Below are 25,314 nucleotides of genomic sequence, written 5' to 3'. Positions count from 1 at the left end.
ATTACTTCGGCTGGCCGAACACTTGCGTCCAGTAGACGCGCGAGCGGTCGCGCCCGCCGCCGGTGGCGAAGGCGGCGCCCATTTCGGTGAACCAGCGGTTCATGATGTTGGCGCAGTGGCCGGGACTGGCGAGCCATCCGGCCATCGCTTCTTCCGGCGTGCTTTGCCCCAGCGCGATGTTCTCGCCGATGCCACGCCAGCGATAGCCGGCCTGGACCGCGCGCTGCTCGACTTCCTTGCCATCCTTGCCCTGGTGGCTGAAATAGCCCTGCCGCGCCATGTCGACGCTGTGGGCCAGCGCAGCCGCACCGAGCGAAGGGTTGAGCGTGAGCGCCGGCGCCGCGGCGAAGCGCCGGTTGCCGCAGCTGCGATCGGTGGACCGTGCGCGGTTGACGGCGTCGAGCAGGATCTGGCTGGTGTTGCGCGCATCGGGCAGCCGGGCAACCGGGGCCGGCGCTGCCGGGCGGGCGAACACGACCTGCCAGGTGTCGCCGCTGCGCCCGGCGCCGACGGCGGTAAATTCTGTGCTGAGCAGGATCTTGCAGTAGGCCCGCTGGAACGCGTCCATTGCCGCGTACTCGTCGCGCGGGCCGGTGATGTAGATCGCCTTGGCGTGGGCGCCGCTGTAGCCGGCCGTCGCGAGCGCCTGCTGCAGCGAAGCGCCGCGCCCCACGTACAGCCGGCCAAGCGCGCGATGCTGGGCCAGCGGCGCCACCGGGTCCACCTCCCAGCCTTCGCAGCTGCCCGGATCAGCGCGGTAGTCGTTGATGAGGTCGACGAGCGAGTCGCGGTCCTGTGCATGCGCCGATACGGCGATCATCGGAAGGCAGGCGAGCAGGCAGCGCGCCATCGCGACCGGGCCGATGTTGAGTAGACGATTTTTCAAGGTACACGCTCTGTGAATGATGTTGTGACAAGCATTAGAGTGGGCGCCTGCCGTCGAGTTCGGGCACAGTAGCATGCCGTGCGGCACTATCATCTGACCAAATCGTTTCAAGATGTTGCTGCCAGCGGGCGGACGATGTGGTCAAAAGAATCGCCTATCAAAAACATCAGGCACAGCACGCTTTCAAATGCGGCGGCAAGCTTGCGTTCGTGCTATAAATGCATCACTTACCGGGAGAAAGTCATGGAAGAACTGCATGAGCGCAAGGATCAAGACACAGAAGAAAAAGTCCGCGAGGCGATCGCGATGAAGACCGCGTTCGGCACTGATGTAGCGCGCACCTTTTTGAAGATGCGCGGTATTGATTCCGATTTGACGGAACGGGTGCTGAAGGCGCCGCCGGAACAGTTGCGCCGCTGACCGGCAGATAGCGTCGCGCGGCGGCATCAGGCGCTACGGGTGCGCACTCGCTGACGCGAATCGGGGATACGAGCGCAACAGCAACTCGATCAGCAACACGGCCAGCGTGGCGACCGCCAGCACGGGCATGAGCACACTCAGCGCCACTGCCGCCACAGCAGGCATGGCGGCTGCCCTCCACGTCCCAGGCGCCAGTCGCGGCACGCCCAGCGAGCCTGGCTGGCGCCGCTTGAAATACATCACCCAGCCGGAGACCAGCGAGAACAGCACGCCGACGCCGAACAGCAGCAGCAGCGCCTGGTTCCACCAGCCGAATTCGCCGCGATGAAATGGAATGCCGATCGCGGTCGCCTTGCTGAAGGCAGTCTGCTTGTCCCAACCGGCGAAATACAGCTGCTCGCCATCGGCAGCGTCCAGCGCCAGGTCGAACTTTTTCGTCGGCCGGCTTGGATCGGCTGAGCTCGCGCGCCAGACGCCGTGCATGCTGCGCGGCGGCGTCAGCTGCACGGCGACATCGGGCGCGCTGCGCCGCGTGATGTTCCACGCGGCCTGCCATGTCAAACCGGTCTCGTGATGGGCGGACTCGAGATTGGCCGGCACGCGCGGCGGCGCCTGGCCCAGCGCATCGCGCGCACTGCGGATCTGCTCGCCGGCGTACTTGCTCCAGGTAAGGCCGGTGGCCAGCATCGTCAGCGTCAGCACGCTCAACGCCACACCAAGAAACGCATGCCACTGCTTCCAGGCGATGCGCCCGCGCGCGCCCGGCTGCGGCAGCGCAGGCTGCTTCGCCGATGGCCACCACAGCGCCACACCGCTCAGCAGCATGACCATCATCGCGCTGGTGGCCAGCTCGATCATCCAGCGCCAGCTGTCTCCTTGCAGCAGGCGCGAATGGAGGTTCTTGGCCCAGTTGCCGAAGCGCTTGTCGTTGGCCACCGTGCCGATCACAGCCGCGGTGTAGGGATCGACGTAGACCGTGATCGGTTGCACCGGAGCGAGCGTCGCAGCGGGCTTGGCGGTGGCGGCCCCGTGATGATGGCCTTCACCGGCGCCCGCATCCTCGACAAACACCGCCTTCACCGAATCGCGCTCGCCGTACGCGGGCAGCACTGATTGCAGGCGCCATTCAGCGGGGGCGGCGTCGCTGGCGGCCGCCACCGCATCATCGAGCGGACGCATCGCGCCGGCTGGCTCGACCTGGTCAAGCCAGCCTAGTTGGACCGCCTCGATTTGCGGCGTGAAAATATAGAGGATGCCGGTGAGCGCGGCAACCAGCAGGAACGGTGACGCAATCAGCGCCGACCAGAAGTGGATGCGCCACAAGATGCTGCGGCGACGCGCGATGTCGGTGTCGGTAGTTTGCATTGTCGCGTTCCTTTACAGGTCAAACTTCAGCTCGGCCACCACGGTGCGCTGGGTGTACGGGTGGAAAGCCCAGTACTTGTAATTGTTCAGGTTGTCGATACCGACAGCGGCGCTCCATTGCTTGTCGAGCTTGAAGCGCACACGCGCATCGACGACGAAAAACTTGCTGAAGCCGAGGTAACTGAAACCGTTCGTGTCGCTGTTGTCCAACTGCCCGTATTGCACGCCGCTGTAGCGCGCGGCCAGGGTGTAGGCCAGGCGCTCGTTCTGCTTGAAGCTGGCCACCGCGGTGGCGCGCCACTTCGGCACGCGCGGCTGCTGCTTGCCTAGGCTTGCCGCATAGTTCCTGTTGGCGGTGATGATCGAATCAGTATAGGTTGCGCTGCTGCTGAGCTCCAGCCCCTTGATGCCGAGGTCGCTCGTCTGCCACGATAACTCTACGCCGTTGGTACGGATTCTATCGACATTTTGAACGGTCGTAACTGTCTGCGTCAGCGCCTGCGAGTACAGCGCGTCGCGCGTACGCTCGAAAAACAAGGTGGTGCGCAGCGTGCCGTTGCCGGGGTTGTGCTCGGCGCTCAGTTCGCTGGTACACGATTTCTCGGGCTTCAGGTTCGGGTCGGTGTTGACGATCGCGTCGCCGCTGATCGAGCCCTGGTACAGCTCGCCAACTGTCGGCATGCGCACGGCGCGGCCGGTCGACGCTTTCACCACCCAATCCGCATTGACCTGGTAAGCGAGGGCCGCTTTCGGCGACCAGTGCGCCTCGTTGCGCTCCTGGCCAAATCGAACGATCGCGCTGGCATTGCCCAGTTCGCCTCCGTAAGCACGCCAGCGCTCGTAGCGCGCGCCCAGCGTCGTCTTCCAGTCGGGCGAGATGGTCCAGGTGTCCTGCGCGTACAGGCTCTTGAGCGCAGTGTTGCCGTGGAAGGCGGAGAACCGAGCGCCGGCCACGCCGTGGATCCAGTCGCTCGTGCTGCTGACGAGGGTGCGCAGCCGATAACCATCTTGCTGGTAGCCGAAGTCGACCACGTGGGCGCCGACGCCGCGGTCGATGCGTGCCGGGCGCCAGGTGCCGCGCAGGTTCAAGGTGTGCCAGCCCGTACCGTCCAGGTCGGTGATGCGGCCGGCGCCGCCAGCGAACGCTGCCGGCAAGGTGGCGGTCGGCGCGCGCAGCATATCGTTGTGGTAGTCGTACAAGCTGGCCGCCACTTCCCAATCGAACACGCCTTTGGTATTTGTCTTGACCGACAGGCCGTGCGTCAGGTGTTCCAGCGCATTCAGATTGGGGGCGAACGCCAGTGTCGGAGCGTTCAGGTTGTACTGGCGAGCACCGATGACGACATTGCCGGCGTAGACAGGATTGCCGGCCGTGTCGCGCAGGTAGCTGCTGGCGCCGCCGTCGGTATCGTTCTTCCAGAAGCCGAAGGTGTAGCTGGCGCGCATTGTCGGCGTCAGGTCGTAGGCAAGCTTCAGCTTGGCGTGATCCTGCACGGTGTGATAACTGGTCGTGGTGCCGAGCAGCCACCAGTCCTGGCCTCTGTTGTTTCTGCCTGCGACAGCGCCGGTCACGACTGGCGTGCCGGCAGCGGGCGCCACGCCATCGCTGAGCAAGCGGCTGGCGAACACGAGCGGCTGGCCGGTGCTGTCGAGGCGGTTCACGTTGAACCACCAGGCAAACTTGCCGCTGCGGCTGCCCACCGACGCGCTGGCCTGCTTGCCGGCATTGCGCTCGCTGGTGCTGACCATGTCGAATTTTTGCGTCGCGTAGCCGAGCTTGGCGTGCACTTCGAACTTCGCCGGCATGCGCGTCACATAGTCGACCACCGCGCCGACCGAGTTGCCGGCGTAGGCGGCCGAAAACGGGCCATACAGCACGTCCACCCGCTCGATTTCTTCCGGCGTGACCATGCCCCAGCGCGGCGTGAAGCCGGCGCCGTTGCCCAAATAATTCGACAGCAGGATGCCGTCGGCATACACCATCGAGCGCGCGCTGTTGCCGGTGCCGGACGCGCGCGTGGACAGGACCGCGTGGTTGTAGTCGCCGATGAAACGCTTGCGCACCAGCAGGCTGGGCAGATATTTCAGCGCGTCTTCGCTGTCGCTGGCGTTGATGGTCTGCTCGATCTGCTCGGCGGTGATGCCTTCGATGGTGGTGGGTATTTGCGCCGGCAGCGACGTCGGGCGGCCGCCGTTGATGGTGACGGTGCTGATGGTCGCGCTCTGCGCGAACGCACCGGCGGATATGGCGAGCAGCAATGCCGCGGCGAGAGGTGTCAGTGGTGAGTGCATCGGTTCTGTTCTTCCGGATTCGTTCTTGGGCGCCACGCATGCGCAGGACGCGCAGGTGGCGAAGCGATCTTGCGCCGAACGCGCAACTCTGCTTGGCGACAGGTCAGAAGTTGGCGAGGTGGCGTGCGGTGGAATCAGGCGCGCGCGGGGGGAGCGCGCGACTGCGCCGAAGTCCAGATCGGAAGCGGATGCGGGGATTGAAAGAAGAGAGATGGACGCGAATCTTGCGTGTCGATCAGCGGGACGGTCATGCCGGCGGGCGGCAGCAACGCCAGCGAACCGCCGTGGCTGCTGCAGAAGGGGCAATGCTCCAGATGCGACAGTTTGGTGGACGGCTCGGCGGGGGCGCCACCATCGTCGCCGACCATGACCATGCTTAGGCCATTGGCGGTACAGATTTCGGCCCAGGTCTGGCTATTGGGCGGCGTGAACGCATGGGAAATCGACGGCGCGAGCGCAGCGAACAGGATCGCAAAACAGGCGAGCCAGGCGGCAAAGCGTCGAGTTATCAATGTCAATCCCATGGCAGGATTATATCAGTGCGAAGAAATTCTCTTTTCGACACCATCGTTTTGCAACGGGATCGCCAGCACTTCGCGGATCTTGTGCGCCAGCTGCTCGCTGCGGTAGGGCTTGCCAATGAGCTGCACGCCGTCGTGCAATCGCCCGCCGGTGGTCAGCGCATTTTGCGTGTAGCCGGACGTGTACAACACCGCAATGCGCGGCAGCAGCTCGCGCGCCGCCGCCGCCAGCTGCGTGCTCGACACCGGACCGGGCATCACGACATCGGTAAACAGCACGTCGATGGCGGCGCCGCCGCGGATCACCGCGAGCGCGCTTTCGCCGTCGTGCGCATCGAGCACATGGTAGCCCAGCTCGCGCAGCATGCCGACCGCGGTCGCCTTGACGTCGGCGTCGTCCTCGACCACCAGTACCGTTTCGCTGCCGCCGACCGCGATCAGCGGCGTTGGCGCCAGCGCCTCTTCGTCCGGCGCATCCGAGCGCGGCAGATGGATCACCACGGTGGCGCCCTGCCCTGGCGCGCTTTCGATATGGATGTGGCCGTCGCTTTGCTTGACGAAGCCGTACGCCATGCTCAGGCCAAGGCCGGTGCCCGAGCCGATCGGCTTGGTGGTGAAGAACGGTTCGAATGCCATCGCGACGACCTCGGGCGGCATGCCGACGCCGCTGTCGGTGATCGACAGGCGCACGTAATCGCCGGCAATCGCGTCGACCCACGCCGGCGCTTCGCCGGCGCGCAGCGTGACGTTGCGCAAGTCGATCTTCAGCGTGCCGCCGTCCGGCATGGCGTCGCGCGCATTGATCGCCAGGTTGAGGATGACGTTTTCCAGCTGGCCCAGGTCGGCCAGCGTGTTCCACAGTCCTGGTTCGGACACGATGGCCAGCGTGACCTGCTCGCCGATCGCGCGCTGCAGCAGGTCGTCCATGTCGCGCAAGGCGCGCTGGGCGTTGACGGCCACCGGCTTGAGCGGCTGGCGCCGCGCGAACATCAGCAGTTGCGACGACAGCTTGGCGCCGCGGTCGACCGCGCCCTGAATGCTGGCCAGGCGCTTCGTGACGCGCTCGTCGAGGCCCGTGAACAGCTGCAGCAACTGCACGTTACCGCCGATGATGTGCAGCACATTGTTGAAGTCGTGGGCGATGCCGCCGGTGAGCTTGCCGACCGATTCGAGCTTCTGCGCGTGGCTCAATGCGGTGCGCGCCTCTTCCAGCGCGCGCGAACGGTCGTGCTCGAGGCGCTGGGCCAGCTTGCGGTCCGAGATGTCGCGGATAAACACGCTGACGGCATGGGCGCCATCCTGGGGAAACCGGCCGATCGCGAGTTCGACCGGCACGACCCGCCCGCTGCGATGCAAGGTGTTGATCTCCAACACGTTGCCGATCTCTTCGGCGTCGCCACTGTGCAGGAAACGCGCGAACACCGCGCTGTGCGCGTTTCGCTGCTCTGCCGGCACGATCAGCGAGGTCAGTTGCTGGCCAACCGCTTCGGCCGCCGTCCAGCCGAACATCGCTTCTGCCTTGGCGTTCCAGTCGGTGATGCGACCGTCCTGCGCGACGGCGACAAACGCGTCGTGCGAATGGTCGAGGATCACCTGCACCCGTTGCCGCTCCGCCGCCAGGCGCGCATTGGCGGTGCGCAAATCGTCCGCATCCTCGCGCGATCGGCTGATATCGGTGTGGGTGCCGATCGTGCGCACCGGGTTGCCGGCTGCATCGCGCGTAACCGCCATGCCGCGCGCCAGTATCCAGCGCCAGCTGCCGTCCTTGCACAGCATGCGAAACTCCGCCTCGTAGTTGCCGCCGGTGGCGGCAAGGTAGTCGCGCACGATGGCGCGCACCGGCGGCAGATCGTCCGGGTGGATCAGGCGCTTGAGTTCCGCGACCCGGTCGGCGATGTCGGCGTCGTCGTATCCGAGCATCTGTTTCCAGCGCGTCGAGAACACCACTGAATCGGTGGAGCGGTCCCAGTCCCACACGCCGTCGCCGGCGCCTTCGAGCGCGTACTTCCAGCGAAACTCGCTGTCGCGCAGCTGGCGCGTGACGGCGTCGACCAGCGCCAGCGCGCGCCCGCGGCCCGAGGCCAGCGCCCACACCAGCAGCGCCAGCAGCAAGCTGACGATGCTGCCGACCAGCGCGATGACGTCCGGACGATCCGAGTCCAGGCGCGTCTCGAGCAGCGGCGCCGAGCGCAGCGCCAGTGTCCACGGCCGGCCGGCGACGTCGATTCGCTGGGTGCTGCTGAAGTAGGATGCGTGCCGCGCCTCGGCCGAGTTGGGCGAATCGGAGCTGTACAGCAGCGACGCCGGCGTCATTTCGGCGCCGTCGTGAATCGACAGGATGATGTCGCCGGCGCGCTCGGGACGCAGGCCGTTCATCAGGTCGTCCATGCGGAACGGCGCGCCGACCCAGCCGATCAGGCTGGCGCGCCGCTGCTCGAGTGATGCCACCGGCGCCGCCCGGCGGTACACCGGTAAATACATGACCAGGCCGGCCTATTCGCCTTTGCCGTCTTCCTGGATCAGTCGCACCTTGCCGGAAGCTGCGGCCTGGCCGGTGTCGCGCGCGCGCTCCATCGCCGCCCGGCGGTTCGGCTCGGACAGCATGTCGAAACCGGGCGCGCGCAGGTTCAGCCCGGTAAGCGGCTCGATATGCGTGATCGACGAATACATCGGTCGCGGACCGGCGGGATGGACCCGGTAGCCCGGATGCGTGGCTTGCATGCCGCTCACGTGCGCATCGACTTGCGACGCTTCAAGCAGCTTGACGAGGGCCACGCCCTGGATGCCGGGAAAATTCTCGTCGAGCCGCAGCGATTGCACAAACAGGCGGAAGTCGCCGGCATCGACATTCATCGAACCGAGCAGGTACGCCTGGGTGCTGCGCTGGACCTGCTGGTAGATCGACATGCGCTGCTCGATGCGCCGCACGCTCTGGCGCACCGCGAAATCGAACTCGGCCTGCTGAAAGACCTGCAGTTGCCGGTTCGCCGTGTGCCAGGCGCTGTAGGTTGCCACCAACGAAACGAGCAACACCGCCACGGCAACAATCCAGGCGGCGCGCGCCGGCGGCGGGTTAATGGCTGTGCTATCGGCAGGCGGAGGCGGAATCGCAGATTTGATGGGCATGTGCGCTATCAGGAAAGGACTGCCGCCATTATCGGCGATGGCGGCATTCTGTGGCGCAAGGTTGCTGCAAAACTAAAACCTCCATTGTGATGCCCGTGAAAAACTTCCGACCGTGACCCATGTATATCACGAACCGATCGGCGCCGTCATAACCAGCCGGCGTCGCGCGCCAGCCGAAACGCTTCCACGCGATTGCCGGCATTTAATTTACTGATGGCCTCCGACAGGTAATTGCGCACCGTCCCTTCCGACAAGTGAATTGCTTTGGCAATGTCCGCCCCGCTCTTGCCCTCCCCTGCCAGTCGCAGCACCTGGCGTTCGCGTTCCGACAAGGGATCCTGCTCGCCGCCCCAGCCCTCTATCGCCAGTTCCGGCGCAATGGCGCGCCCGCCGGCGTGTACCGTGCGGATGGCCGCGGCCAGCGAGTCGGCCGGCGCGTCCTTGAGCAGGTAGCCGCGCACCCCGGCCTGCATGGCGCGGCGCAGGTAGCCCGCGCGTGCGAACGTCGTCACGATCACGACCTTGCATGCGCAGCCCTCCTCTTTCAGGGCGGCCGCCAGTTCCAGCCCCGTCATCAGCGGCATCTCGATATCGGTCAGGACGATGTCGGGCGAGGCCGAGCGGCACAAGGCCAGCGCCTGCTGGCCGTTGACGGCGCGGCCGACCACCTCGATCTCGTCATCGAGCCCGAGCAGGGCTGCCAGCGCACCGAGCACCAGCGCCTGGTCTTCGGCGATCACAATTCGTATCATCGTCATCCTTTCATCGGCAAGGTGATTTCCAGCGTCATACCCTGCTCGTTGACGACATCGAGCTGCCCACCCAGCGCCGCCACCCGTTCGCGCATGCCGAGCAGGCCGTTGCCGGGGCGGATGCTGCCGGTCTTGCTGCCGTTGTCGGCGATACGGAAACGGAGGATGCCGCCCTCCTGCGCCAGCCGTACCACACAGCGGCTCGCACCTGAATGGCGCACGATATTGGTCACCGCTTCGCGCAGGGCCAGCGCAATGACGTTTTCGGTCGCCGCCGCCAGCTTGCACGCCTGCACTTCGACTGCCATGGCAACGCCGGCCGCGGCCAGGCTGGCCTGCGCGCCGGCCAGTTCATGCGCCAGCCCGCTCTCGCGATACCCGCTCACCGCGGCGCGTACTTCGGCCAGGGCGTTACGCGCGCTGTGCTCGATATCGGCGATCTCCGCGCGGCAGGCCGCTTCATTGCGGCCCAACAGCTTGCCGGCCAGTTCGGCCTTGAGGGTGATCAGCGAGAGCGTATGCCCCAGCAAGTCGTGCAGGTCGCGCGAGATGCGTTCGCGCTCGGCGATGGTGGCGATGTGCTCGACTTCCTCCTGCTTGCGCTGCAACTGTTCGCGCGAGCGGCGCAAGGTGGCGTCCGTGATTGCCGCCAGGCCGATCGGCAACGCCATCAGGACCACCGGCAAGCGGTACATCAGGGCGATGGTCTGGACCGTCACCAGCACCAGCAAGGCGAGCGCCAGCACGCCGGCGAGCGCAAAGTAGGCGCGCCGCAGCGGCATGATGCCGGCGCACATGGCCGTGGCAAACAGGAAAAACGTGTGGGCGCCAAAGTTGTACGGCGCCCACACCACGCCCAGCAGGCAGGTCAGGATCACGCCTGCCAGATTGCCGCGGCCGGGCCAGAAACTGAGGAAATAGGCCGGCAGGAAGATGAGCAAGGTGGCGGCAACCAGCGCCAGCTCGGTGGCGCTGACCTTCACGGTGAAGTACTTCATCAGGAAAAACACCAGCGAGCCGATCCACAGATACGGCGCCTTCCCCATTGCAGGCGGCAGCCATGGACCGTGGATCAAGCGTTTGATGCTGGTGTTCATGGTGAAGCCTTTCCCAGCTTAGTCGGACATCAGGCGAACATCGGAAAGTTCGAAGGCATAGGCGCCGGGTTTCGGGCCGGCATTAAACGCTATCATGGTGATGGCGCTCGCGTCTACGCCTTTGAAGGCCGAAAACGGAATTGCCACCTCGCGCCACCCCGATTCCGCGGTGAACGGCACGCTGCCCGGCATGTTCGCCCCCTTCGACATCACGCTCACGCTGTACTGGTTGCCGTCGCCGCGCACCTTGAAGCGGATCACTTTGGCAGCACTCAGGTCGCCGGCCGCCATCGGTTGCTTGCCTGCCATAAACGTCACGCCCGCCCACGGATAGGCAAAGCCGGCCACGATGTCGGACTGGACCGCCAGCACTGCCTGGCCATTGACCGGTTCGCGCACATCGAGCTTGACGCTCGACTTGCCGCCCATGAAAGCGTCGCTGGCCTGCATCCATCCGTGGCCGATCGGACTGGCGAGCTTTTCTTTGGTGAACAGGCTGATGCGGCCGTCCGCGGGCAGCGCCAGCGGCTGGTTATTCTTCGGCAGCTTTTCCTGCGCCACGCGCGCCAGCTGGGCACTGCGCAGTGCCGAGACATCGACGCCATCCTTCCACACCGTCACGATGTTGCGGGTGTTGGCAATGTCGGCCGCCGGGTCGCCGCTGACCAGCAGCAGGTCAGCCTTGTAGCCGTCGGCGATGCGGCCGCGCTGGCCGAGCTTGAACGCCTGCGCCGGCAAGGCCGTGGCGGCGGCGAGTGCCTGCAGCGGCGTCAGGCCCGCCTGCACCAGTGACGCCATTTCGTGATGCAGGCTGATGCCGTGCTGGGTGCCGGCATTGCCGGCGTCGCTGCCGGCCAGCACCGGCACGCCGGCTTGCTGCAGCGCGCGCGTCAGCGCTTTTGGCGCCGTCAGCAAGGCGCTATCGGGCTGGCGGCCGTAGGTGTTGGCAAGCGGCTGGGCCTGTTCCTTGTCGAGCAGCGCGGTCATGCCCGGGTCGCCCAGCACATCGGCCGCCTTCACGCCGGCCATGCTTTCCATGACCGAAAACGTCGGGATCACGAAAGCGCCGCGTTGTTTGGCCAGCGCCACCAGCGCGCCGATGACGGCCGGATCGGCCTCTTTGCCGATGAACAGGTGCACCAGGCCGTCGGCCCCCGCTTCCAGCGCGGCGCGAGCGTTGGCCATGGTGCTGATGTGCACCACCGCCAGCTTGTTGCGGGCATGCGCCGCCTGGATCAGGGCGCCCACCGTGGCCACGTCGAGCGACTGCAACTTGCGCCCGGCCACGCCCTCTTCCATGACGATCTTGATGAAGTGCGAGCCTTCGGCAATGCGCGCGTCGACAAACGCCTGCGCTTCCTGGGGACTGGTGATGGTCGGGATCGCCATGCCGTAGCCGGTGCCGTGACCGCCCGGCGCGGTGGCCAGGGTGCCGGCGGAGAACAGGTCGGCCTGGCCGGCGTTGGCCCCATCGCGCATCTTGCGCGCCACGTCCTGCATCAGTGGGACGCCGGTGAACATGTCGACCTGGGTGGTGACGCCGAACATCAGCGGCAGCTCGAGGTGACGGTAGGCGTGAACGTGGGCGTCGATCAGCCCAGGCAACAGCGTCTTGCCGGCGCCGTCGACCACGATGGCGCCAGCCGGCGCCTTGCCGCGAAAATCGGCGTTGACGATTTTTGCGCCATCGATCAGCACCGAGCGCCTGGCGTGCATGCGTTCGCCGTCGAACACGCGCACGTCCTGCACCAGCGTCACGGCGGCAAATGCCGAGGCCGAACAGCCAAGACCGATCGCCAAGGCCAGGTATTTCAAGGTCATCAAAGTCATAGTCCCTCCGGTTCAAGATGAGCCGAGTCTAGGGACTATGCAACCCTCGGACAAGAACGAAAGGGCATGACTTTCGCATTACAAATGTCATCTATTGACCGCCAATGCGGTAAGTATCGCCGCGTTTCAGGTAGCTCACCTTGTTCGCCAGGCCAGCATCGTTGACTGCCTTCTGGAAGTCCGACAACGGCGACTTGAAGCGGTCGTAATCATCGTAGTGGATCGGGATGGCGTGCTGTGGCGCGATGAGCTGAAGCATGCGCAAGCCCTCTTTGGCGTCCATCGTCACCGTGACCACGCCCAGGATGCGCGTGCCGCCCAGGTGAAGCAGCGCCAGATCGATGTCCGGGTAGCGCTTCGGAATCTCTTCGATGTCGCCGTAGACCATCGTGTCGCCGCTAATATACATGCGGTAGGGTTTTGCCGCGGCGCGCCGCCACTCCAGCATCGTGCCCATCACGTCGGGCAGCAATGCGGCCACCGCGAGCGGGCCATGGCGCCCCGGCATCGCCGTCGCCGTCAGCGTCGTGGCCCCCTTGACGATGTCGATCCGGCCCCATGTTGCAAGCGCGGTCGCCCGCTTGAAGCCGAGCTTGCGCAGCTGCTCCGCTGACGCTGCATTGGTCACGATCGGCAGGTTGCGGTCGAGCTTTTGCTGCACCAGTTTGTCGAAGTGATCTTCGTGAAAATGCGACAGGATCACCAGGTCGATCGGTGGCAACGCTTCCAGGTTCATGGCCGGGTCGGTCAAGCGCGTGGCCGTCAGCCCGTAGCCCAGATGCACCTTGTCGCCTTTGTGCAGGAAGTTAGGATCGGTCAGGATCGTGATGTCGGCGATACGGATGATTACAGTGGCGGTGCCGACAAACTGAATCGAGTTGTCGGCCTGGTCGGGTGACGGCGCGCCCGGCAGCTCCAGGCGTTGGGCCACTGGCGCCGGCTGTGCGCACGCGACATTAGCCGTCATTAGCAGCATCGTCATTGCCACACGCATCCATTTTTTCATGCCGGCCTCCCCGTTAACGAGCTTACAAAAAGGCTAGCACAGGGGCCTTTCCAACGCCCTCCGTCAGATCAATCGCGCCGAATGCCTGCCGTCTTGGTCTGGGAGTGACCGTATTGACGGTATTGACGGAATTGACGGCGTCAGGGGGCCTTCGCGCCAAACCAGACAAGCGCCGCCACCGCTGAAAGCGCGATCCAGCCCGGATGCCGTCCTCTGGTGCCAACCAGCACAAGCAAAGCCCCAGCCAGGTTGGCGAAGACCGCGGCGCTCATGATAACGGCGCCCGGTGCGGCGTCCGGAGCGACCGCCAGCCTGAGAATCGCGCCTGCGAAAGCCCAGCCGAATACGGTCGCCAGGTGCCAGGTTGCCCAGAGAATGCCGATGTGCCTGGCGCGAAGCGGCGCCGCCCCCATCGATGGAACAAACCCGTCTTTTCGCAGGTGGCGGAAGATCAGCACCTCTCCGAACACGGAGTGAACCAGGCCGATGGCGATGGCAAGCACGCCGGCAGTCATCAGGATTGCTTGCATTGTCTCTCTCTGAACATAATGGTTCGCCTATCGCGACGTCGACCTGCGCCAGCAGCTTTTCTGCTGGTGTTCCGTAGTCATCCCGGAAGCTCAGACAGCGTCAGGCAAAGCTTCTGGCTTGGCCGCAGGGTGATGTTAAACACGGGTTCGGGTGCCGACGTTCCGGCCGGTACCTTTACCGCAAAGCGCTGCAACAACATCGCTGCGATGACGATCATCTCGGTCATCGCCAGATGCTGGCCCAGGCAAACGCGCGGGCCGGCGCCGAAAGGCATGAACGCGCCACGCGGAATGTCGGGTGCGCCGGCGGAAAAGCGCTGCGGGAAAAACGTGAGTGGATCGGGAAACCACCTAGGGTCGTGGTGCATCAGCTGCACAGGCACCATGAACATGGTGCGCGCCGGTAGTTGCCATTGACCCAGCGATATGGGCCCAACCGCGCGGCGGCTCATCAGCACAGGGACTGCTGGATACAGGCGCAGCGTTTCCTGGAGCGTCTGGATCAGATAGCTGAGCTTGGGCAGGTCGGTCGCCGTCGGCACTCTGCCTTGCAAAATGTCCTGGACTTCCTGCCGCGCCGCCGCTTGTGTATCGGCATTCGCGGCCATGCACCAGGTCCACCAGGTCAACGTGGCAGCGGAGGTTTCGTGCCCGGCAAGAAATGTCGTCATGCATTCGTCGTGTACCGCTTTGAGCGGCCACGCCACTGGATCGTCGCGATGCAATATCAGCAGCCGGCTGAGCATATCCTCGGGCCAGTCGCCCGGCGGCATTAGCAATCGCGCCTGGATGTAACGGTCGATCATGCGGTTGAGCACATTGATGCCCCGCCGCTTGCTTGCTTTCCACGGCATCCAGTCCGGCCAGCTTGCCGGCCAGTACATCTCCGAATTCGCCATGCGCGCCGTGTCGTGCACCGCCCGTTCCGCGATACGAGCGTCTTCATCGGCCTCGCTGGAAAACATCATGCGCAGAATGACATCCATCGCCAGCGAGGTCAGCGCGCTTTCGACCGGGTAATCTTCGTCGCCGCCTTGCCACTGCGAAAACGCCTTGGCAGCTGCGCTTGCAATCGCCGGAACGTAGGACTGAACGGTTTTCGGAGTGAAATTTCCGTGAAGCGCCTGGCGCTTGGACTTCCACAAGTCGCCTTCGGTCGTCAGCACGCTCTGCCCGTGCAGCTGTGAAAACACCTGAACGCCGCGCTCCCAGCGGATCAACCGTTCGTGATGGTTGACCAGCAGATCGCGCACGAGCTGGGGTTCGGAAACGACGATTTGGCGCTCAGGCCAGATCCGCACGTGGACAATATCGCCGTGGCGCCGCCGCCATTCGGTCACCGTGCCCAACAGATCTTTCGACATGCGGCGTAGCAGGCCCCAGCCCGTTAAACCGGCAGCAGGCCCGGGAGGCCACTCGCCCGCCGAATGAGTCGGTGCAACCGCGGCGTGTTGATCGGCGGCGCCGGCGTAAGGGCATTTGGATGATGAGGATGGTTTCATGCCGCTAGTATCGAGTGCCCGCTACTCGCTGTCTTGAACCCAGACGACATGGTGAAGTGATAATTTTACTTGCTATACTTTGAGGCTATGCCTTCTGGAAAACCACCTTCTTGCCCTGATCCGTTCGAGCGTGCGCCCCGCGCGTCCGCCGGGCAAACGCAATTCAATGAGTCGGGTGCATCGTTGCGTTTGGCGCCGCCAGCATTGCAAGGAGCGTTGGTTGCGCTCGTTGCCAGGGATATCTGCCGCCTGTCCTTGAGTGACGCGCAACGCCTGACGCATTTTCCCGCATCACCGTTAGTGTCGATTTCCTGGTTCCAGAGCTCGGACGTTGGCTTGATCGAGCGCGGTGAACATGGCCCGCGCTGGCTATCGTTCAACGCCCAGGTCGTCGTCGCCGGTAGCCAATCGCACCCAACCGCCACGTGGGCGCCGACCTCGGGACGCGGCTATATGGCCTGCTTTACCGCGGACGCAGCGCAAGCGTTGTTCGAGGTGGAACTGGCTGCAATCCAGGACCGCTTTGTGCCCGTGAGCCAGATACTGAGCAGCAAATGGACGCCGCTCTGGGAGGCGCTGCTCGCCAGCGACGATGCCGACGTGATGGCCGTGCTGACGGCCCATCTGGCGGGACCGTGGCAGGCGCTGCAAGGCCGCACTTCGTCCGAGCCATCGCTACGCCAGCTCGGGCGCCATTGGGTCGAGCGTCTCGCCTGGAAGGCGCAGGAGTGGCGGCGTCAGCAAAGTCCACGTCACGTGGAACGACGCATCAAATCGTTCAGCGGCAGGTCGATGCGCGAGTGGCAAGCCCTGGTGCGGACGGAAGGCTTGTTCTTCGCCGCGCGCGAGCGCTTCGAGACTGGCCAGCCGTTTGGATGGGCGGCGCTGGCGCAGGACGAAGGATTTGCCGATCAGGCGCACATGAGCCGCGTAGCCAAGCGCGTCACCGGTTTTTCGCCGACAGAATTTGCCGACCGGTTTGCCGAGGACGAATCGTTTTGGCTGTATCGGTTATGGGTGTGATTCCGCCCCACTCGCAAAAGAGTCATGCGCTGCGTGTCGGCTTTCTTTACATATCCCTTTCCGAGCGAGGTTCCCAAGGCACCTAAGTCGTTGATCTAGTGGAATGTCACCCAGGTAGCGGCGCGGGCCGCGTCGGCGTCAACTTCGACGACGAAGCCATCCGCTGCCAGGCCAGGGATCCAGGCTGGAAGCTTCCGTCCGGCCGGATCGCTGTCGGCTTTTGATGGACTGGATATGTTTGGTACCTGGACACTGTCTATGCGCGATTACGGGCGAGGCGACCCGTTGGAATTTTTCAGCGCGCAACTGGATATCAAAGCCGATGCGTCAGAATCCGTGCCGGAACCGGCAACACTGGCCATGCTGGCCATGGGCCTTCTCGGAGCAGGCGCTGCGCGACGCCGCCTGTAACACAACCAAGAACAGATTTGACGCCCCTCTCGCGGGGCGTTTTGCATCAGATTTGAGAGGCGAAAAAAACTCCCGTGAGGGAGCTTTTTTTTCGTGCTGGCCCCAGAGGGTAAGTTTGTGAACGCACAGAGGGGTAAGTCGAGGGTCTTTAAAATAGGCGAAACCATTTTTCTGTCACTCCAGAACCACACGGCACGGATGCCGACCAACAAGGACAATATGACCACCACCGCTCACGAAATGCATGAAGCCGAAGCCGCCGAGTTGAGAACGAATGGGCAATACGATGCGTTAAAATCGAAGGCATCGGACGCGCTTTCCTCACCGTACGTGCGAGGCGGCGCTGTCCTGGCAATCGCGGCGGCGGGCTATGTTCTTGTCAGGCGCAAGAAAACGCCTCGACCTAATATGGCGCCAGAACGCAGCGACGCCCCGGGCGGTATTCTGCAGGTTGGTAGTTTGATCGTTTCAATGGTAGCGTCCGTTGCCTCGGCCATGAGCAATGCCAGCGTCGCCCCCTCCGCCCCGATCCTGCACGAAACTAAATATATTCCAACCCCTTTACAGGACTCCGGGTCTGACGTGAAGAAGGCTGAACCCGCCACAATGGCGCCGCAGCGCCCAACGTTCGAGCAAACCTCAGCAAGCTGGATTGGCAGGCAGTGGCAAATATGCGTGGCGGCGGCCAACGCATGGATGGATGATTACGCGCCGAGTATGGGGGCAGCGCTTTCGTATTACACGCTGTTTTCCCTGGCGCCGCTACTGGTCCTGGTCATCGCGATTGCCGGGTTGGTATTCGGACAGGACGCTGCACAAGCCGCAATTATCGGGCAGCTTCAAAGCATCATGGGTGAGGAAGGCGCGACTGCTGTGCGGGGCTTGCTCACAGCTGCGCGTGAACCGTCCACCGGAATTGTCGCTAGTATCGTTGGAGGCTTTCTTTTACTGATAGGCGCCACTGCGATTTTCGCCGAGCTGCAAAGTGATCTGGACCGCATCTGGCAGGTGCCGGCGAAAGACAAACCGTCGGGCATGTGGGGGTGGCTGCGCGCCCGCGTATTGTCCTTCGGCCTGGTTCTCGGACTAGCTTTCATGCTGATGCTCTCTCTCGTCGTCAGCGCTGCGCTGGCAGCGTCGAGCGAATGGTTGGGCGGCGGCTCTGCGGCGGAGAGCGTTTTGGCATCTGTGTTGAATTTCATCGCGTCGTTCGCCATCTTCACAGTTCTCTTTGCGATGATTTACAAGATCATGCCGACCGCGAAAATATCATGGCACGATGTTTGGATGGGGTCCGCAGTAACAGCCTTGCTGTTCAACGTGGGCAAATCATTGATCGGGTTGTACCTGGCGAAATCGAGCGTGGCCTCGGGCTTTGGCGCAGCGGGCTCTTTTGTGATTCTCGTCGCGTGGTTCTACTATTCGGCGCAAATTTTCCTGTTTGGCGCTGAATACACGTGGGTGTACGCAAACAGCAAAAAGAGTGTCGGCCCGACGCAAAAATGACAATGCGGCCGAAATTCGGCGACAGCCGGCTGTGGTGGACAGTGTGGAACCCTAGCGGACGCCGTTTTTTAAACTCCCGTCTTTCAAACTATTTTGTTGATTGCTCAACGGATTTTTCCATCTCATTCCCAGCCCGTGCGTGCACGCTGCGACTGAGAATGTCAATCCGTCGTACCAGGCGATGCATCGCAGCGGAGCGGTCAATATATTCATCAGTGACAAGCATCAGCACCCCGCGCAACAAGGATACCGGTCGCCAGCGCGGTGGCACAATAATTCGTGGCGCGCGGCACGCAAGCCCTTCGACCAATGCACGCGCGACATCCTCGGGCGGTATAGGACGTCGGGCCGGCGCTGGCATGATTGTATTGAGCAGTTCTGTGGCGACGGGATGGCCACCGAACGCCACTTTGGCCATTGGCGTGGAAGTCCACCCCGGATAAAGCACACTCGCACTGGCGCCGGTACCAGCCAGCTCCGATCGTAGCGATCGTCCGAGCGACTCCACTGCAGCTTTGGAAGCGGCATACGGTGCATTGACCATACCATTGATAAAGGCATAAATGGAGGAAGTCACGACGATCTGTCCCCGGTTGCGCAAGACTTCCGGAAGCGCTGCCTTGACGGTTCGCCAGACGCCCAGGAAGTCAACTTCCACGATTCTTTCGAACTCTGCCTCGTCGCAAGAAATCAAGGTGGCCGGTTCACCAGACCACGAAATTGCCGCGTTTGCGATAGCTATATCCAGTCGACCAAAGCGGGCAACGGCGCAATTCACAACACTCTTTGTCTGGTAGGCATCGGTGACGTCCAACGACTGGGCAAGAACACGTTTGCAGTCCATCCCTGCTACGAGCGCATCGACCGACGTTTGGGTGAGGTCTGTCAGCACTAAACAAGCCCCCGCGTCGTAGATGGCTTTGGCGCTGGCTGCGCCGATTCCGCCTGCGGCGCCAGTGATCCAAACGACCTTATCGGTCAATGCATATTTAGTGCGCATATTTATCCCGGTTGGAGATGCGGCATGTGCCGAGTGCAGATTGAAGCGTTTGAGTTGCATTGAACGACTTGATGGAGCCAATCGAGTACCTCATCGGCGCGCATCATCCAGTCCTGCTCGCTTAACATCCAATGCGCATGCCCTGCAAACTCGCGATAGTCCATTGCCTCCCCATACCAGGCTGCCATGCGCCTGCTGGCACTGATTGGCACAATATGGTCCTGGACACCGGACAAGGCGAGGATGGGGCAAGAAATTGCTGGTCGATTAACACGATTCGAGCCAGTCCAGTTGAGTTTGCCGAAACCAACCTCGTAAGCGACGCGCCCGGACTCCGCAGTCAGGTGGCGATAACAAGCGTCTTGCTGATCCGAGCTCATCGCATTAAACAGCAGATGATTGGCTTCCCGGCGGGATAGTCGGAATGACTTGCGCCACAACCCCCATTTGACAAAATGACGGGCGAATCCGGGCAGCATGACAGGGCGCAGCGGGAAAATCGGCGCAGGCACAGCGCTGTTGACGAGTATAGCGGCCGACAGCGCCAGCCGCGCCGATGCCTGCTGCGTTAACAGCCCGCCTAACGAGTGCCCGATCAGTACCGGGTGGTCGTAGTTGAGCGCGACACGCTCGACGGCAGTCGCACAGTCCCGCAAGCCGATGCCGGCCAAGGCCGAATCGGCGAATTTCTCGCCATGTCCCGGCAGTGCCAATGCGACACAAGCATATCCGCGCGCCTCGCAACGGCGAATCCAGCCGTCCCAGACACCCGGCGAACTCCACATGCCGTGTACAAATATCAACGCGGGCCGCATTGGCCTAACTCACGATGACGGCGTCATGTGCCCTGTCGATGCGTCCCCATCTCTTGTGGCGGCCCTTCACGCCCATCGGCGCCTTTGCAATATCGATTCCCGCCTTTCGCAACTCGGCTTTGAGATCATTTCGGAAGCGGTGATAGTCGACTTGGATCGCATGCCGCTGGCCCCCTTCGAAATCGAAATGCGGATCGTTGAGCTCGCGTTGGATCGCGGCCTTCATATCGGCGGGGCGACGATACTTACCGAGGACCTCGAGACAGGCCAGTTTCGCCTGATAGTCGGCCAGCGGCCATATGCAGCCAAGCGGTTGGAACAAGCCGATGAAATAGAGGTTGCGATACTCGGCGTGCATCATCTTCCGGTATAGCGGCACTTTTTCCACGGTTTCGAAATCGATGAAGTCGCGGTCAAAGAATGGAAATGTGGTCCAGAATCCAGTGCACGCGCAGATGATATCGAACGCTTCGCGCGAGTGATCGGTAAATTCGACCATGTCACCGTCCAGGCGCAGAACTCCCGGTCGCGGCTTGACTCGTCCGTGACGGATGAAGTCAAGCAGATCCGAGTTGATTGTTGGATGGTGGCTCAGAGGTGGACGCACATTTATCGGCAGACCATAGTTACGGTATGAGCCTTGCAGGAGGTGCAGCGCCTTGCGTGTGGCAAATTGGCGCAGGCGCCGCGGCAGCCAGCTGATGCGCGCACCCATCACATCCGATGGCTTTCCGAACATGAATTTTGGCAGAAACCATTGAGGACTTCGCATCGACATGCATACTTTACCGGCGATGCGTGCCGATTCCACCGCCACGTCACACGCAGAATTGCCGGCACCGATTACCAGCACATTTTTCCCCCGCCAATCTTCAGTGACACCTTTGAAGTCATGGGAATGCATCAAAGCGCCGGAAAATGTCCCTTCAAACTGAGGGTACTTCGGGTTCCAGTGGTGACCGTTCGATACCATTAGTACCTGGAAAATTTCGCTGCCGGCCTGCCCCATCGAATCGAGATACTCGACCTGCCAATCGCCCGAAGCGCGACGCGTAACGTGCGTGACGATATGATTGAAACGAATCATCTCGTGCACGCCGAAATATCTTGAATATGACTCGAAATATAGTTGAAGCTGCCCGTGGCTCGGATAATCCGGGAAATCGTCGGGCATCGGAAAGTCCTCATATTCCGACCACGCTTTGGAACTGATGATATGGGTATTCTCGTAGACACTCGAGTGCCCGGTTTTTGAATCGAAAACCCAATTGCCGCCGACTTTATTGTTTTTCTCGAAAATCACCACGTCGAGTCCCATTTCGATACAATTTTTTCCTGCGGCAATTCCACTGGGACCCGCTCCGATTACACAAACACGCCGAATCTCCGTCATGCCTTCCGCCTTTCTGAAGAACGGTCGCCAGGACCGCGTTGATTGGTTATATCCCATACCGTGCCAGCGGATTATTCCTTCAAATGCCGCCACCGTATTTGGCGGGTTCGCTCGCTTCGCAAGGTCCGCCTGCCAAAGATTAACCAGAATAGACGATCAGGTTTTGGTATTTGGTGCAATTTTGATAGCTGTCAAAATTAAGCTGCCGTATCAAACCGGCCTGCAACAGCAGGGTGTGGCGCTCACTTCGCCGCCTGAACCTCCCCGCGCAACGCCCAATCCCAGCCGGCGCAATAGCTGACCGCACGCCCACCGCTATGCCGCAAATTGAGTGACACGCAGCAAAGCGAGCGGAAGGCATTCTTCGCCACGACGATAAGTTCCCTCAGGGTGTGCGTGCTTGCCTTTTTATTTTTGACGATCATCAAAATCGGCCTCAAATTTCAATTTGAAGCGAATTTTTTGGTTAATCTTGTTTGTGCAAAACATTCAAACACAGCCCTGTTCGCACAGGCATCACGAATATGGCATGTGCGATCCGACATTGTTTCCCACTGGCTTTGCTTATCGGCCCCGGCATGCGCGTGAATGCAATTATTTATTCTCGACATCAGCAATTGCATACAGCCATTTTTGAATGGCCATCGGGTTGTTTGCAACGTTTTCATCTTCTCAGCTTCTGCATTTTATTCGATCGACGATGGTTGTCAGCGTTACCGCGGACGTAGCGGTTTTTTAACTTTGGAAGGAAGACTCAAATGGTTACGAATTCATATGCAATTAGCGCAGGCAACGCACCTGTCGGGCGATCAGCAGTTCCGCGCGATGGCACGGAGCCCGTTTTGGCCGGCTCGTTTTTACGTCCTGGAATTTATACCGGCGAAACCCTGGTATCGCCGGGAAAGCGCGGCGACGTCGTTAAGGTCAAGGTCAAGGCCAAGCATGAAGACAAGGATGTCCTGCCGGCCGATAAGGATGACAATGCGCCCCACGATGGCGGGGCGGCGCAGTCGCTCGATGGTGTGCAGCTGGCACATGCGGACATCGCGGCGGCCGATACAAGCGTCGAAGCCCGCGCCGCGGCGGCAGCCGTTGGCGGCGCGGTTGCGGTCGGCGCCGCCGCCGAGACCAGCGCGTTGTCATCGGGCGCGATGACCGCCTTGCTAGGGGCCGGGGTTGCGGGCAGCGTCGCGGTTGCCGGCGGCGGCGGCGGCGAGGCTGCGGCGGCTGCCCCTGTCAGTCCGAGCATCGCGCCCAAGGTCACCATGGTCAACAGTACTCTGGTGGTCAAGGCCGCCGCTGTCGACAATGCGGCGGCAGCAGCGGCAGCGGCGTATGCTGCCGCCGCTGCCGACCAGGCGGCACTCGGCGCACAGCAGGCCCTCGCCGAGGCGAACGCCGTCCGGCTTGAGGTCTTCGCGCGCACCGGCGTGACGTCCATGGCGCAATTGCAGGCGCTTGCAGCGGCCGACATTGCTGCCGCCGAGCAAGCTGGAGCCGTTGCCGGCCTGACCGATACCGAAGCACTGCTGGTCACTGCCACGGCGGTAAAAGCGACCGCCGTGATATTTGCCAAAGGCGCCGACTTGACCGATGCGCCCGCCTTGAAAATTGTTGCAGATGACCTCGCAAAGGTTGCGGAGGACGCCCGACTGCTCAATCTGACCACGCCGTCGGCAGAAAACGCCGCTGCTTACGCCCGCGCCGCTGACTTGGCGACGGAAGCAGCCGACGACGCGCAGGCCGCGGCCGGTGTCGATGTCGCCTCGGGCATCCTGGACGGCCTGGCGGTCGCCGCGCTGGGCGCTTTCGCTGCCGCCGCGGCCGCCGACATGGCCGCGCTCGGTGCGCTGAACAGGGCGCAGGAATCGGTCGCCGCGGTGCAGCTTGCCGGCAGAGCCGACGTGGTTGCCGCCGCCGCCGCCGCCGCCAACGCCAATGCGGCACTGACCGACGCGGTGGCGTTGAAGGCCGCTGCAGATGTGGCCGCTGCCACCTCTGGCGTGACGGGCGTGGCGGACCTGGCCGCGGCAAGCGCCGTGGCACACCACAGTCCGGTTGCCGTTGCAGGGTTCGACGCGGCACGCGACATCATCGACCTGTCGGCGATTGCCAACTTGACGGACTCGGTGGCCACTGGCCTGAGCGCAGGGTCAGACTTCGGTGCCAACAATGTCTTTGTCTTCAACGGCGGCGCCATATCGATCGCTGACGCGGCGGCGGCAATTGCCAAGGACGACAGTGTGGTGGCGACCCAAGGCTATATCGTGATCAACGACCCTGCGCATATTAACGCGGTGACGGTGTATCACTCGACGAACCTGAACGCCAACGGGGCGGAAACGGCGCTGGTGGCCCTTTCCGGGATCACCATTACGGCACTGACGTCGGCCAATTTCCTTGCCTAGTTGATGTTTTGACCGCAACCGGCGCGGGGTGCAGCGTCCCTCCCGCGCCGCTTGCGACACCGTCCGCGCAAGCGGACGTCTGTCGCGGCGACGCGCAATGAAGCACTGCAAAAAAATGCATATATGAAATCGACGATACTGACATCGCACGGTCGCTTCTTGGCCAGCGCCCTGCTCGCCGTCCTCGTCGCCACGCTGGCCCGCGAGGTCGCCGCGCAACCGTGGCCATTCGACCGCGTCCTCCAGTCGGCGCTGCTGAGCCATCCGGCAATCGAGAACCGCCGCTCCGCCCAGGCTGCCGCACGGGCCGAACTCGATGGCGCCCAGTGGCAGCGCTTCCCGTCCCTCAGCGTCGAGGCGGCCGCCGCGAACAGCGGCGCCAGTTCCGGTGTGGTGCGCATCGAGCAGCTGTTGTGGACCGGCGGGCGCATCAATGCCACCATCGATGCGGCCGGCACCAGGGTCGCTGCCAGCGGCGCCGCACTCGACGAAGAGCGGCTGGCCATCGCGCTGCGCGTGATCGCTGCCTATACCGAAGCGATGCGCCAGCAGGCACGCCAGAAAGACGCCCGCGCCGGCGTCACGGAACACGAGAAACTGCTCGCCTTGATTCGCCGGCGCGTCGATCGGGAAGTCAGTACCCTGACCGATCAGAGCCTGGCCGAGTCACGCATGCTGCAGGCCATGAACGAGGAATCGGCGGCGACCCAGGGCCTGATCGGTTCGCTGGCGCAACTGACCCAGCTGGCCGGCGCGCCGGTGGCAGCCACATCCGAGCTGGAGATGGCGTTGCCGCCGAACAGCATGGCCGACGTCATCGCACAGGCGTTGGCCTATTCGCCGTTGCTGCGCCGCCTCGGCCATGACGAAGCGACTGCCGAGGCCGAGATCGCGCTGCGTCGTGCGGCCTACATGCCGCAACTGGCGTTGCGCCTCGAAAGGAACATCGGCACCCAGTATATTGGCGCCCGTCCGAATGAGACGCGGGCGATGCTCGTTTTGCAGGCGCAACCGGGAGCCGGTCTTTCCGCCATGTCGGCGGTGAACGCGTCGATTGCGCGGCGCGAGGCGGTGCGCCTGGCGCGCGAGGCGGCCGAACGCGACATCCGCGAGCGCGTGATGCTGGACTGGAACGAGTCGCTATCGGCTCGGCAGCGACTGACGAACGCGCGCCGCTCGCGCGAGATGTCCAGCGCGGTGTTCGATTCCTATACGCGCCAGTACGTGATTGGCCGAAAGACCTGGAACGACGTGCTGAACGCGGTGCGCGAAGCCACTCAGTCCCAGTTTGCGCTGGAAGATACGCACGCCCAGGCCATCGCGGCGGCGTTGCGACTGGGCGCGCAGACCGGCACCTTGACGCCACTGCAACAGTCATCGCCCTTGTCATCGCCAGTGTCACGCTAGTTAGCGACACCTCAAGCAACCCTG

21 protein-coding genes and 1 pseudogene are annotated in these 25,314 nt (G+C 63.0%); 6 read left to right on the top strand and 16 right to left on the bottom strand.

From position 1 onward, the window contains the following. Position 1: 1 nt before the first annotated feature. Positions 2 to 886 (bottom strand): CAP domain-containing protein, encoded by an 885-nt coding sequence (locus CR105_RS22270; RefSeq protein WP_180288273.1) that lies wholly within the window; start codon positions 884 to 886, stop codon positions 2 to 4. A gap of 243 nt (positions 887 to 1,129) precedes the next feature. Here CR105_RS22270 and CR105_RS28475 point away from each other — a divergent pair, with 243 nt between their 5' ends. Beyond that, complete coding sequence (locus tag CR105_RS28475; protein ID WP_180288272.1) at positions 1,130 to 1,306, top strand: hypothetical protein; 177 nt, start codon at positions 1,130 to 1,132, stop codon at positions 1,304 to 1,306. A 33-nt stretch (positions 1,307 to 1,339) separates the two neighbouring features. Here CR105_RS28475 and CR105_RS22265 read toward each other — a convergent pair whose 3' ends face one another. From CR105_RS22265 to CR105_RS22215, 11 genes and pseudogenes are all read right to left on the bottom strand, one after another. Beyond that, positions 1,340 to 2,671, bottom strand: a complete 1,332-nt coding sequence (locus CR105_RS22265; RefSeq protein ID WP_099792318.1) for a PepSY-associated TM helix domain-containing protein — start codon at positions 2,669 to 2,671, stop codon at positions 1,340 to 1,342. A 12-nt stretch (positions 2,672 to 2,683) separates the two neighbouring features. Then, positions 2,684 to 4,963, bottom strand: a complete 2,280-nt coding sequence (locus tag CR105_RS22260; protein ID WP_099792316.1) for a TonB-dependent receptor — start codon at positions 4,961 to 4,963, stop codon at positions 2,684 to 2,686. Between the two features lie 134 nt (positions 4,964 to 5,097). Next, complete coding sequence (locus CR105_RS22255) at positions 5,098 to 5,487, bottom strand: DUF2946 domain-containing protein (protein WP_229414074.1); 390 nt, start codon at positions 5,485 to 5,487, stop codon at positions 5,098 to 5,100. A gap of 12 nt (positions 5,488 to 5,499) precedes the next feature. After that, the gene (locus CR105_RS29265) at positions 5,500 to 6,474 is read right to left on the bottom strand and encodes an ATP-binding protein (RefSeq protein ID WP_370660700.1); all 975 of its coding nucleotides are present in this window, start codon (positions 6,472 to 6,474) and stop codon (positions 5,500 to 5,502) included. Then, a pseudogene (locus tag CR105_RS22250) lies at positions 6,469 to 8,337 on the bottom strand (CHASE domain-containing protein); the annotation flags it as partial. The pseudogene CR105_RS22250 and the gene CR105_RS29265, both read right to left, overlap by 6 nt. 419 nt (positions 8,338 to 8,756) lie before the next feature. After that, positions 8,757 to 9,362: a response regulator transcription factor gene (locus CR105_RS22240; RefSeq protein WP_180288271.1), complete on the bottom strand. Its 606-nt coding sequence runs from the start codon at positions 9,360 to 9,362 to the stop codon at positions 8,757 to 8,759. Between the two features lie 2 nt (positions 9,363 to 9,364). Beyond that, positions 9,365 to 10,459, bottom strand: coding sequence for a sensor histidine kinase (locus CR105_RS22235; protein ID WP_099792308.1), 1,095 nt, complete (start codon positions 10,457 to 10,459; stop codon positions 9,365 to 9,367). A gap of 18 nt (positions 10,460 to 10,477) precedes the next feature. Continuing rightward, a complete protein-coding gene (locus CR105_RS22230) occupies positions 10,478 to 12,289 on the bottom strand; it encodes a CIA30 family protein (protein ID WP_099792306.1) in 1,812 nt (603 codons plus the stop codon). 91 nt (positions 12,290 to 12,380) lie between these two features. After that, the gene (locus tag CR105_RS22225) at positions 12,381 to 13,295 is read right to left on the bottom strand and encodes an MBL fold metallo-hydrolase (RefSeq protein ID WP_218968743.1); all 915 of its coding nucleotides are present in this window, start codon (positions 13,293 to 13,295) and stop codon (positions 12,381 to 12,383) included. A gap of 140 nt (positions 13,296 to 13,435) precedes the next feature. Next, positions 13,436 to 13,825: a hypothetical protein gene (locus CR105_RS22220; protein ID WP_099792304.1), complete on the bottom strand. Its 390-nt coding sequence runs from the start codon at positions 13,823 to 13,825 to the stop codon at positions 13,436 to 13,438. Between the two features lie 77 nt (positions 13,826 to 13,902). Further along, positions 13,903 to 15,327: a cytochrome P450 gene (locus tag CR105_RS22215; RefSeq protein WP_099792302.1), complete on the bottom strand. Its 1,425-nt coding sequence runs from the start codon at positions 15,325 to 15,327 to the stop codon at positions 13,903 to 13,905. Positions 15,328 to 15,414: 87 nt separating this feature from the next. On the opposite strand from CR105_RS22215, the gene CR105_RS22210 reads away from it, so the two are divergent. The 3 genes from CR105_RS22210 (at position 15,415) to CR105_RS22200 (ending at position 18,267) form a co-directional block, all read left to right on the top strand. Further along, entirely contained in the window at positions 15,415 to 16,350 is a 936-nt protein-coding gene (locus CR105_RS22210; RefSeq protein ID WP_099792370.1) for a helix-turn-helix domain-containing protein, read from the top strand. 285 nt (positions 16,351 to 16,635) lie between these two features. Continuing rightward, a complete protein-coding gene (locus CR105_RS22205; RefSeq protein ID WP_180288270.1) occupies positions 16,636 to 16,761 on the top strand; it encodes a PEP-CTERM sorting domain-containing protein in 126 nt (41 codons plus the stop codon). Positions 16,762 to 16,980: 219 nt separating this feature from the next. Further along, positions 16,981 to 18,267 carry a YihY/virulence factor BrkB family protein gene (locus tag CR105_RS22200; protein ID WP_229414071.1) on the top strand — a complete coding sequence of 429 codons (1,287 nt, stop codon included), beginning with the start codon at positions 16,981 to 16,983 and terminating at the stop codon, positions 18,265 to 18,267. A gap of 88 nt (positions 18,268 to 18,355) precedes the next feature. On the opposite strand, the gene CR105_RS22195 is transcribed toward CR105_RS22200, so the two are convergent. The 4 genes from CR105_RS22195 to CR105_RS27970 all read right to left on the bottom strand — a co-directional run bounded on the left by CR105_RS22195 (position 18,356) and on the right by CR105_RS27970 (position 21,900). Continuing rightward, positions 18,356 to 19,327 (bottom strand): SDR family NAD(P)-dependent oxidoreductase, encoded by a 972-nt coding sequence (locus CR105_RS22195; protein WP_229414070.1) that lies wholly within the window; start codon positions 19,325 to 19,327, stop codon positions 18,356 to 18,358. Further along, positions 19,270 to 20,082, bottom strand: a complete 813-nt coding sequence (locus CR105_RS22190) for an alpha/beta hydrolase (protein ID WP_099792296.1) — start codon at positions 20,080 to 20,082, stop codon at positions 19,270 to 19,272. Before CR105_RS22190 ends, CR105_RS22195 begins: the two co-directional genes overlap by 58 nt. 4 nt (positions 20,083 to 20,086) lie before the next feature. Beyond that, on the bottom strand, positions 20,087 to 21,475 hold the full coding sequence (locus CR105_RS22185; RefSeq protein WP_099792294.1) for a flavin-containing monooxygenase: 1,389 nt from the start codon (positions 21,473 to 21,475) through the stop codon (positions 20,087 to 20,089). Between the two features lie 242 nt (positions 21,476 to 21,717). Then, a complete protein-coding gene (locus CR105_RS27970; RefSeq protein WP_131021794.1) occupies positions 21,718 to 21,900 on the bottom strand; it encodes a hypothetical protein in 183 nt (60 codons plus the stop codon). Positions 21,901 to 22,317: 417 nt separating this feature from the next. On the opposite strand from CR105_RS27970, the gene CR105_RS22180 reads away from it, so the two are divergent. Continuing rightward, the gene (locus CR105_RS22180; protein ID WP_099792292.1) at positions 22,318 to 23,883 is read left to right on the top strand and encodes a hypothetical protein; all 1,566 of its coding nucleotides are present in this window, start codon (positions 22,318 to 22,320) and stop codon (positions 23,881 to 23,883) included. Between the two features lie 123 nt (positions 23,884 to 24,006). Continuing rightward, positions 24,007 to 25,290 (top strand): TolC family protein, encoded by a 1,284-nt coding sequence (locus tag CR105_RS22175; protein ID WP_099792291.1) that lies wholly within the window; start codon positions 24,007 to 24,009, stop codon positions 25,288 to 25,290. The last annotated feature ends 24 nt before the right edge of the window (positions 25,291 to 25,314 follow it).

This window comes from Massilia eurypsychrophila (assembly GCF_002760655.1).
Lineage (GTDB): Bacteria > Pseudomonadota > Gammaproteobacteria > Burkholderiales > Burkholderiaceae_D > JAFCUW01.
Note: the sequence above shows the minus strand (reverse complement) of the source record. Positions and strands in the feature narration are given on the sequence as shown.

Coding starts and splice junctions, on each gene's coding strand:
- CR105_RS22200 (WP_229414071.1), top strand. CDS start 16,981: ATGACCACCACCGCTCACGAAATGCATGAAGCCGAAGCCGCCGAGTTG.
- CR105_RS22175 (WP_099792291.1), top strand. CDS start 24,007: ATGAAATCGACGATACTGACATCGCACGGTCGCTTCTTGGCCAGCGCC.
- CR105_RS22265 (WP_099792318.1), bottom strand. CDS start 2,671: ATGCAAACTACCGACACCGACATCGCGCGTCGCCGCAGCATCTTGTGG.
- CR105_RS22255 (WP_229414074.1), bottom strand. CDS start 5,487: ATGGGATTGACATTGATAACTCGACGCTTTGCCGCCTGGCTCGCCTGT.
- CR105_RS22260 (WP_099792316.1), bottom strand. CDS start 4,963: ATGCACTCACCACTGACACCTCTCGCCGCGGCATTGCTGCTCGCCATA.
- CR105_RS22240 (WP_180288271.1), bottom strand. CDS start 9,362: ATGATACGAATTGTGATCGCCGAAGACCAGGCGCTGGTGCTCGGTGCG.
- CR105_RS22230 (WP_099792306.1), bottom strand. CDS start 12,289: ATGACTTTGATGACCTTGAAATACCTGGCCTTGGCGATCGGTCTTGGC.
- CR105_RS22235 (WP_099792308.1), bottom strand. CDS start 10,459: ATGAACACCAGCATCAAACGCTTGATCCACGGTCCATGGCTGCCGCCT.
- CR105_RS22190 (WP_099792296.1), bottom strand. CDS start 20,082: ATGCGGCCCGCGTTGATATTTGTACACGGCATGTGGAGTTCGCCGGGT.
- CR105_RS22220 (WP_099792304.1), bottom strand. CDS start 13,825: ATGCAAGCAATCCTGATGACTGCCGGCGTGCTTGCCATCGCCATCGGC.
- CR105_RS22215 (WP_099792302.1), bottom strand. CDS start 15,327: ATGAAACCATCCTCATCATCCAAATGCCCTTACGCCGGCGCCGCCGAT.
- CR105_RS29265 (WP_370660700.1), bottom strand. CDS start 6,474: ATGTTCGCGCGGCGCCAGCCGCTCAAGCCGGTGGCCGTCAACGCCCAG.
- CR105_RS22195 (WP_229414070.1), bottom strand. CDS start 19,327: ATGCAACTCAAACGCTTCAATCTGCACTCGGCACATGCCGCATCTCCA.
- CR105_RS22210 (WP_099792370.1), top strand. CDS start 15,415: ATGCCTTCTGGAAAACCACCTTCTTGCCCTGATCCGTTCGAGCGTGCG.
- CR105_RS22225 (WP_218968743.1), bottom strand. CDS start 13,295: ATGAAAAAATGGATGCGTGTGGCAATGACGATGCTGCTAATGACGGCT.
- CR105_RS27970 (WP_131021794.1), bottom strand. CDS start 21,900: ATGATCGTCAAAAATAAAAAGGCAAGCACGCACACCCTGAGGGAACTT.
- CR105_RS22185 (WP_099792294.1), bottom strand. CDS start 21,475: ATGACGGAGATTCGGCGTGTTTGTGTAATCGGAGCGGGTCCCAGTGGA.
- CR105_RS28475 (WP_180288272.1), top strand. CDS start 1,130: ATGGAAGAACTGCATGAGCGCAAGGATCAAGACACAGAAGAAAAAGTC.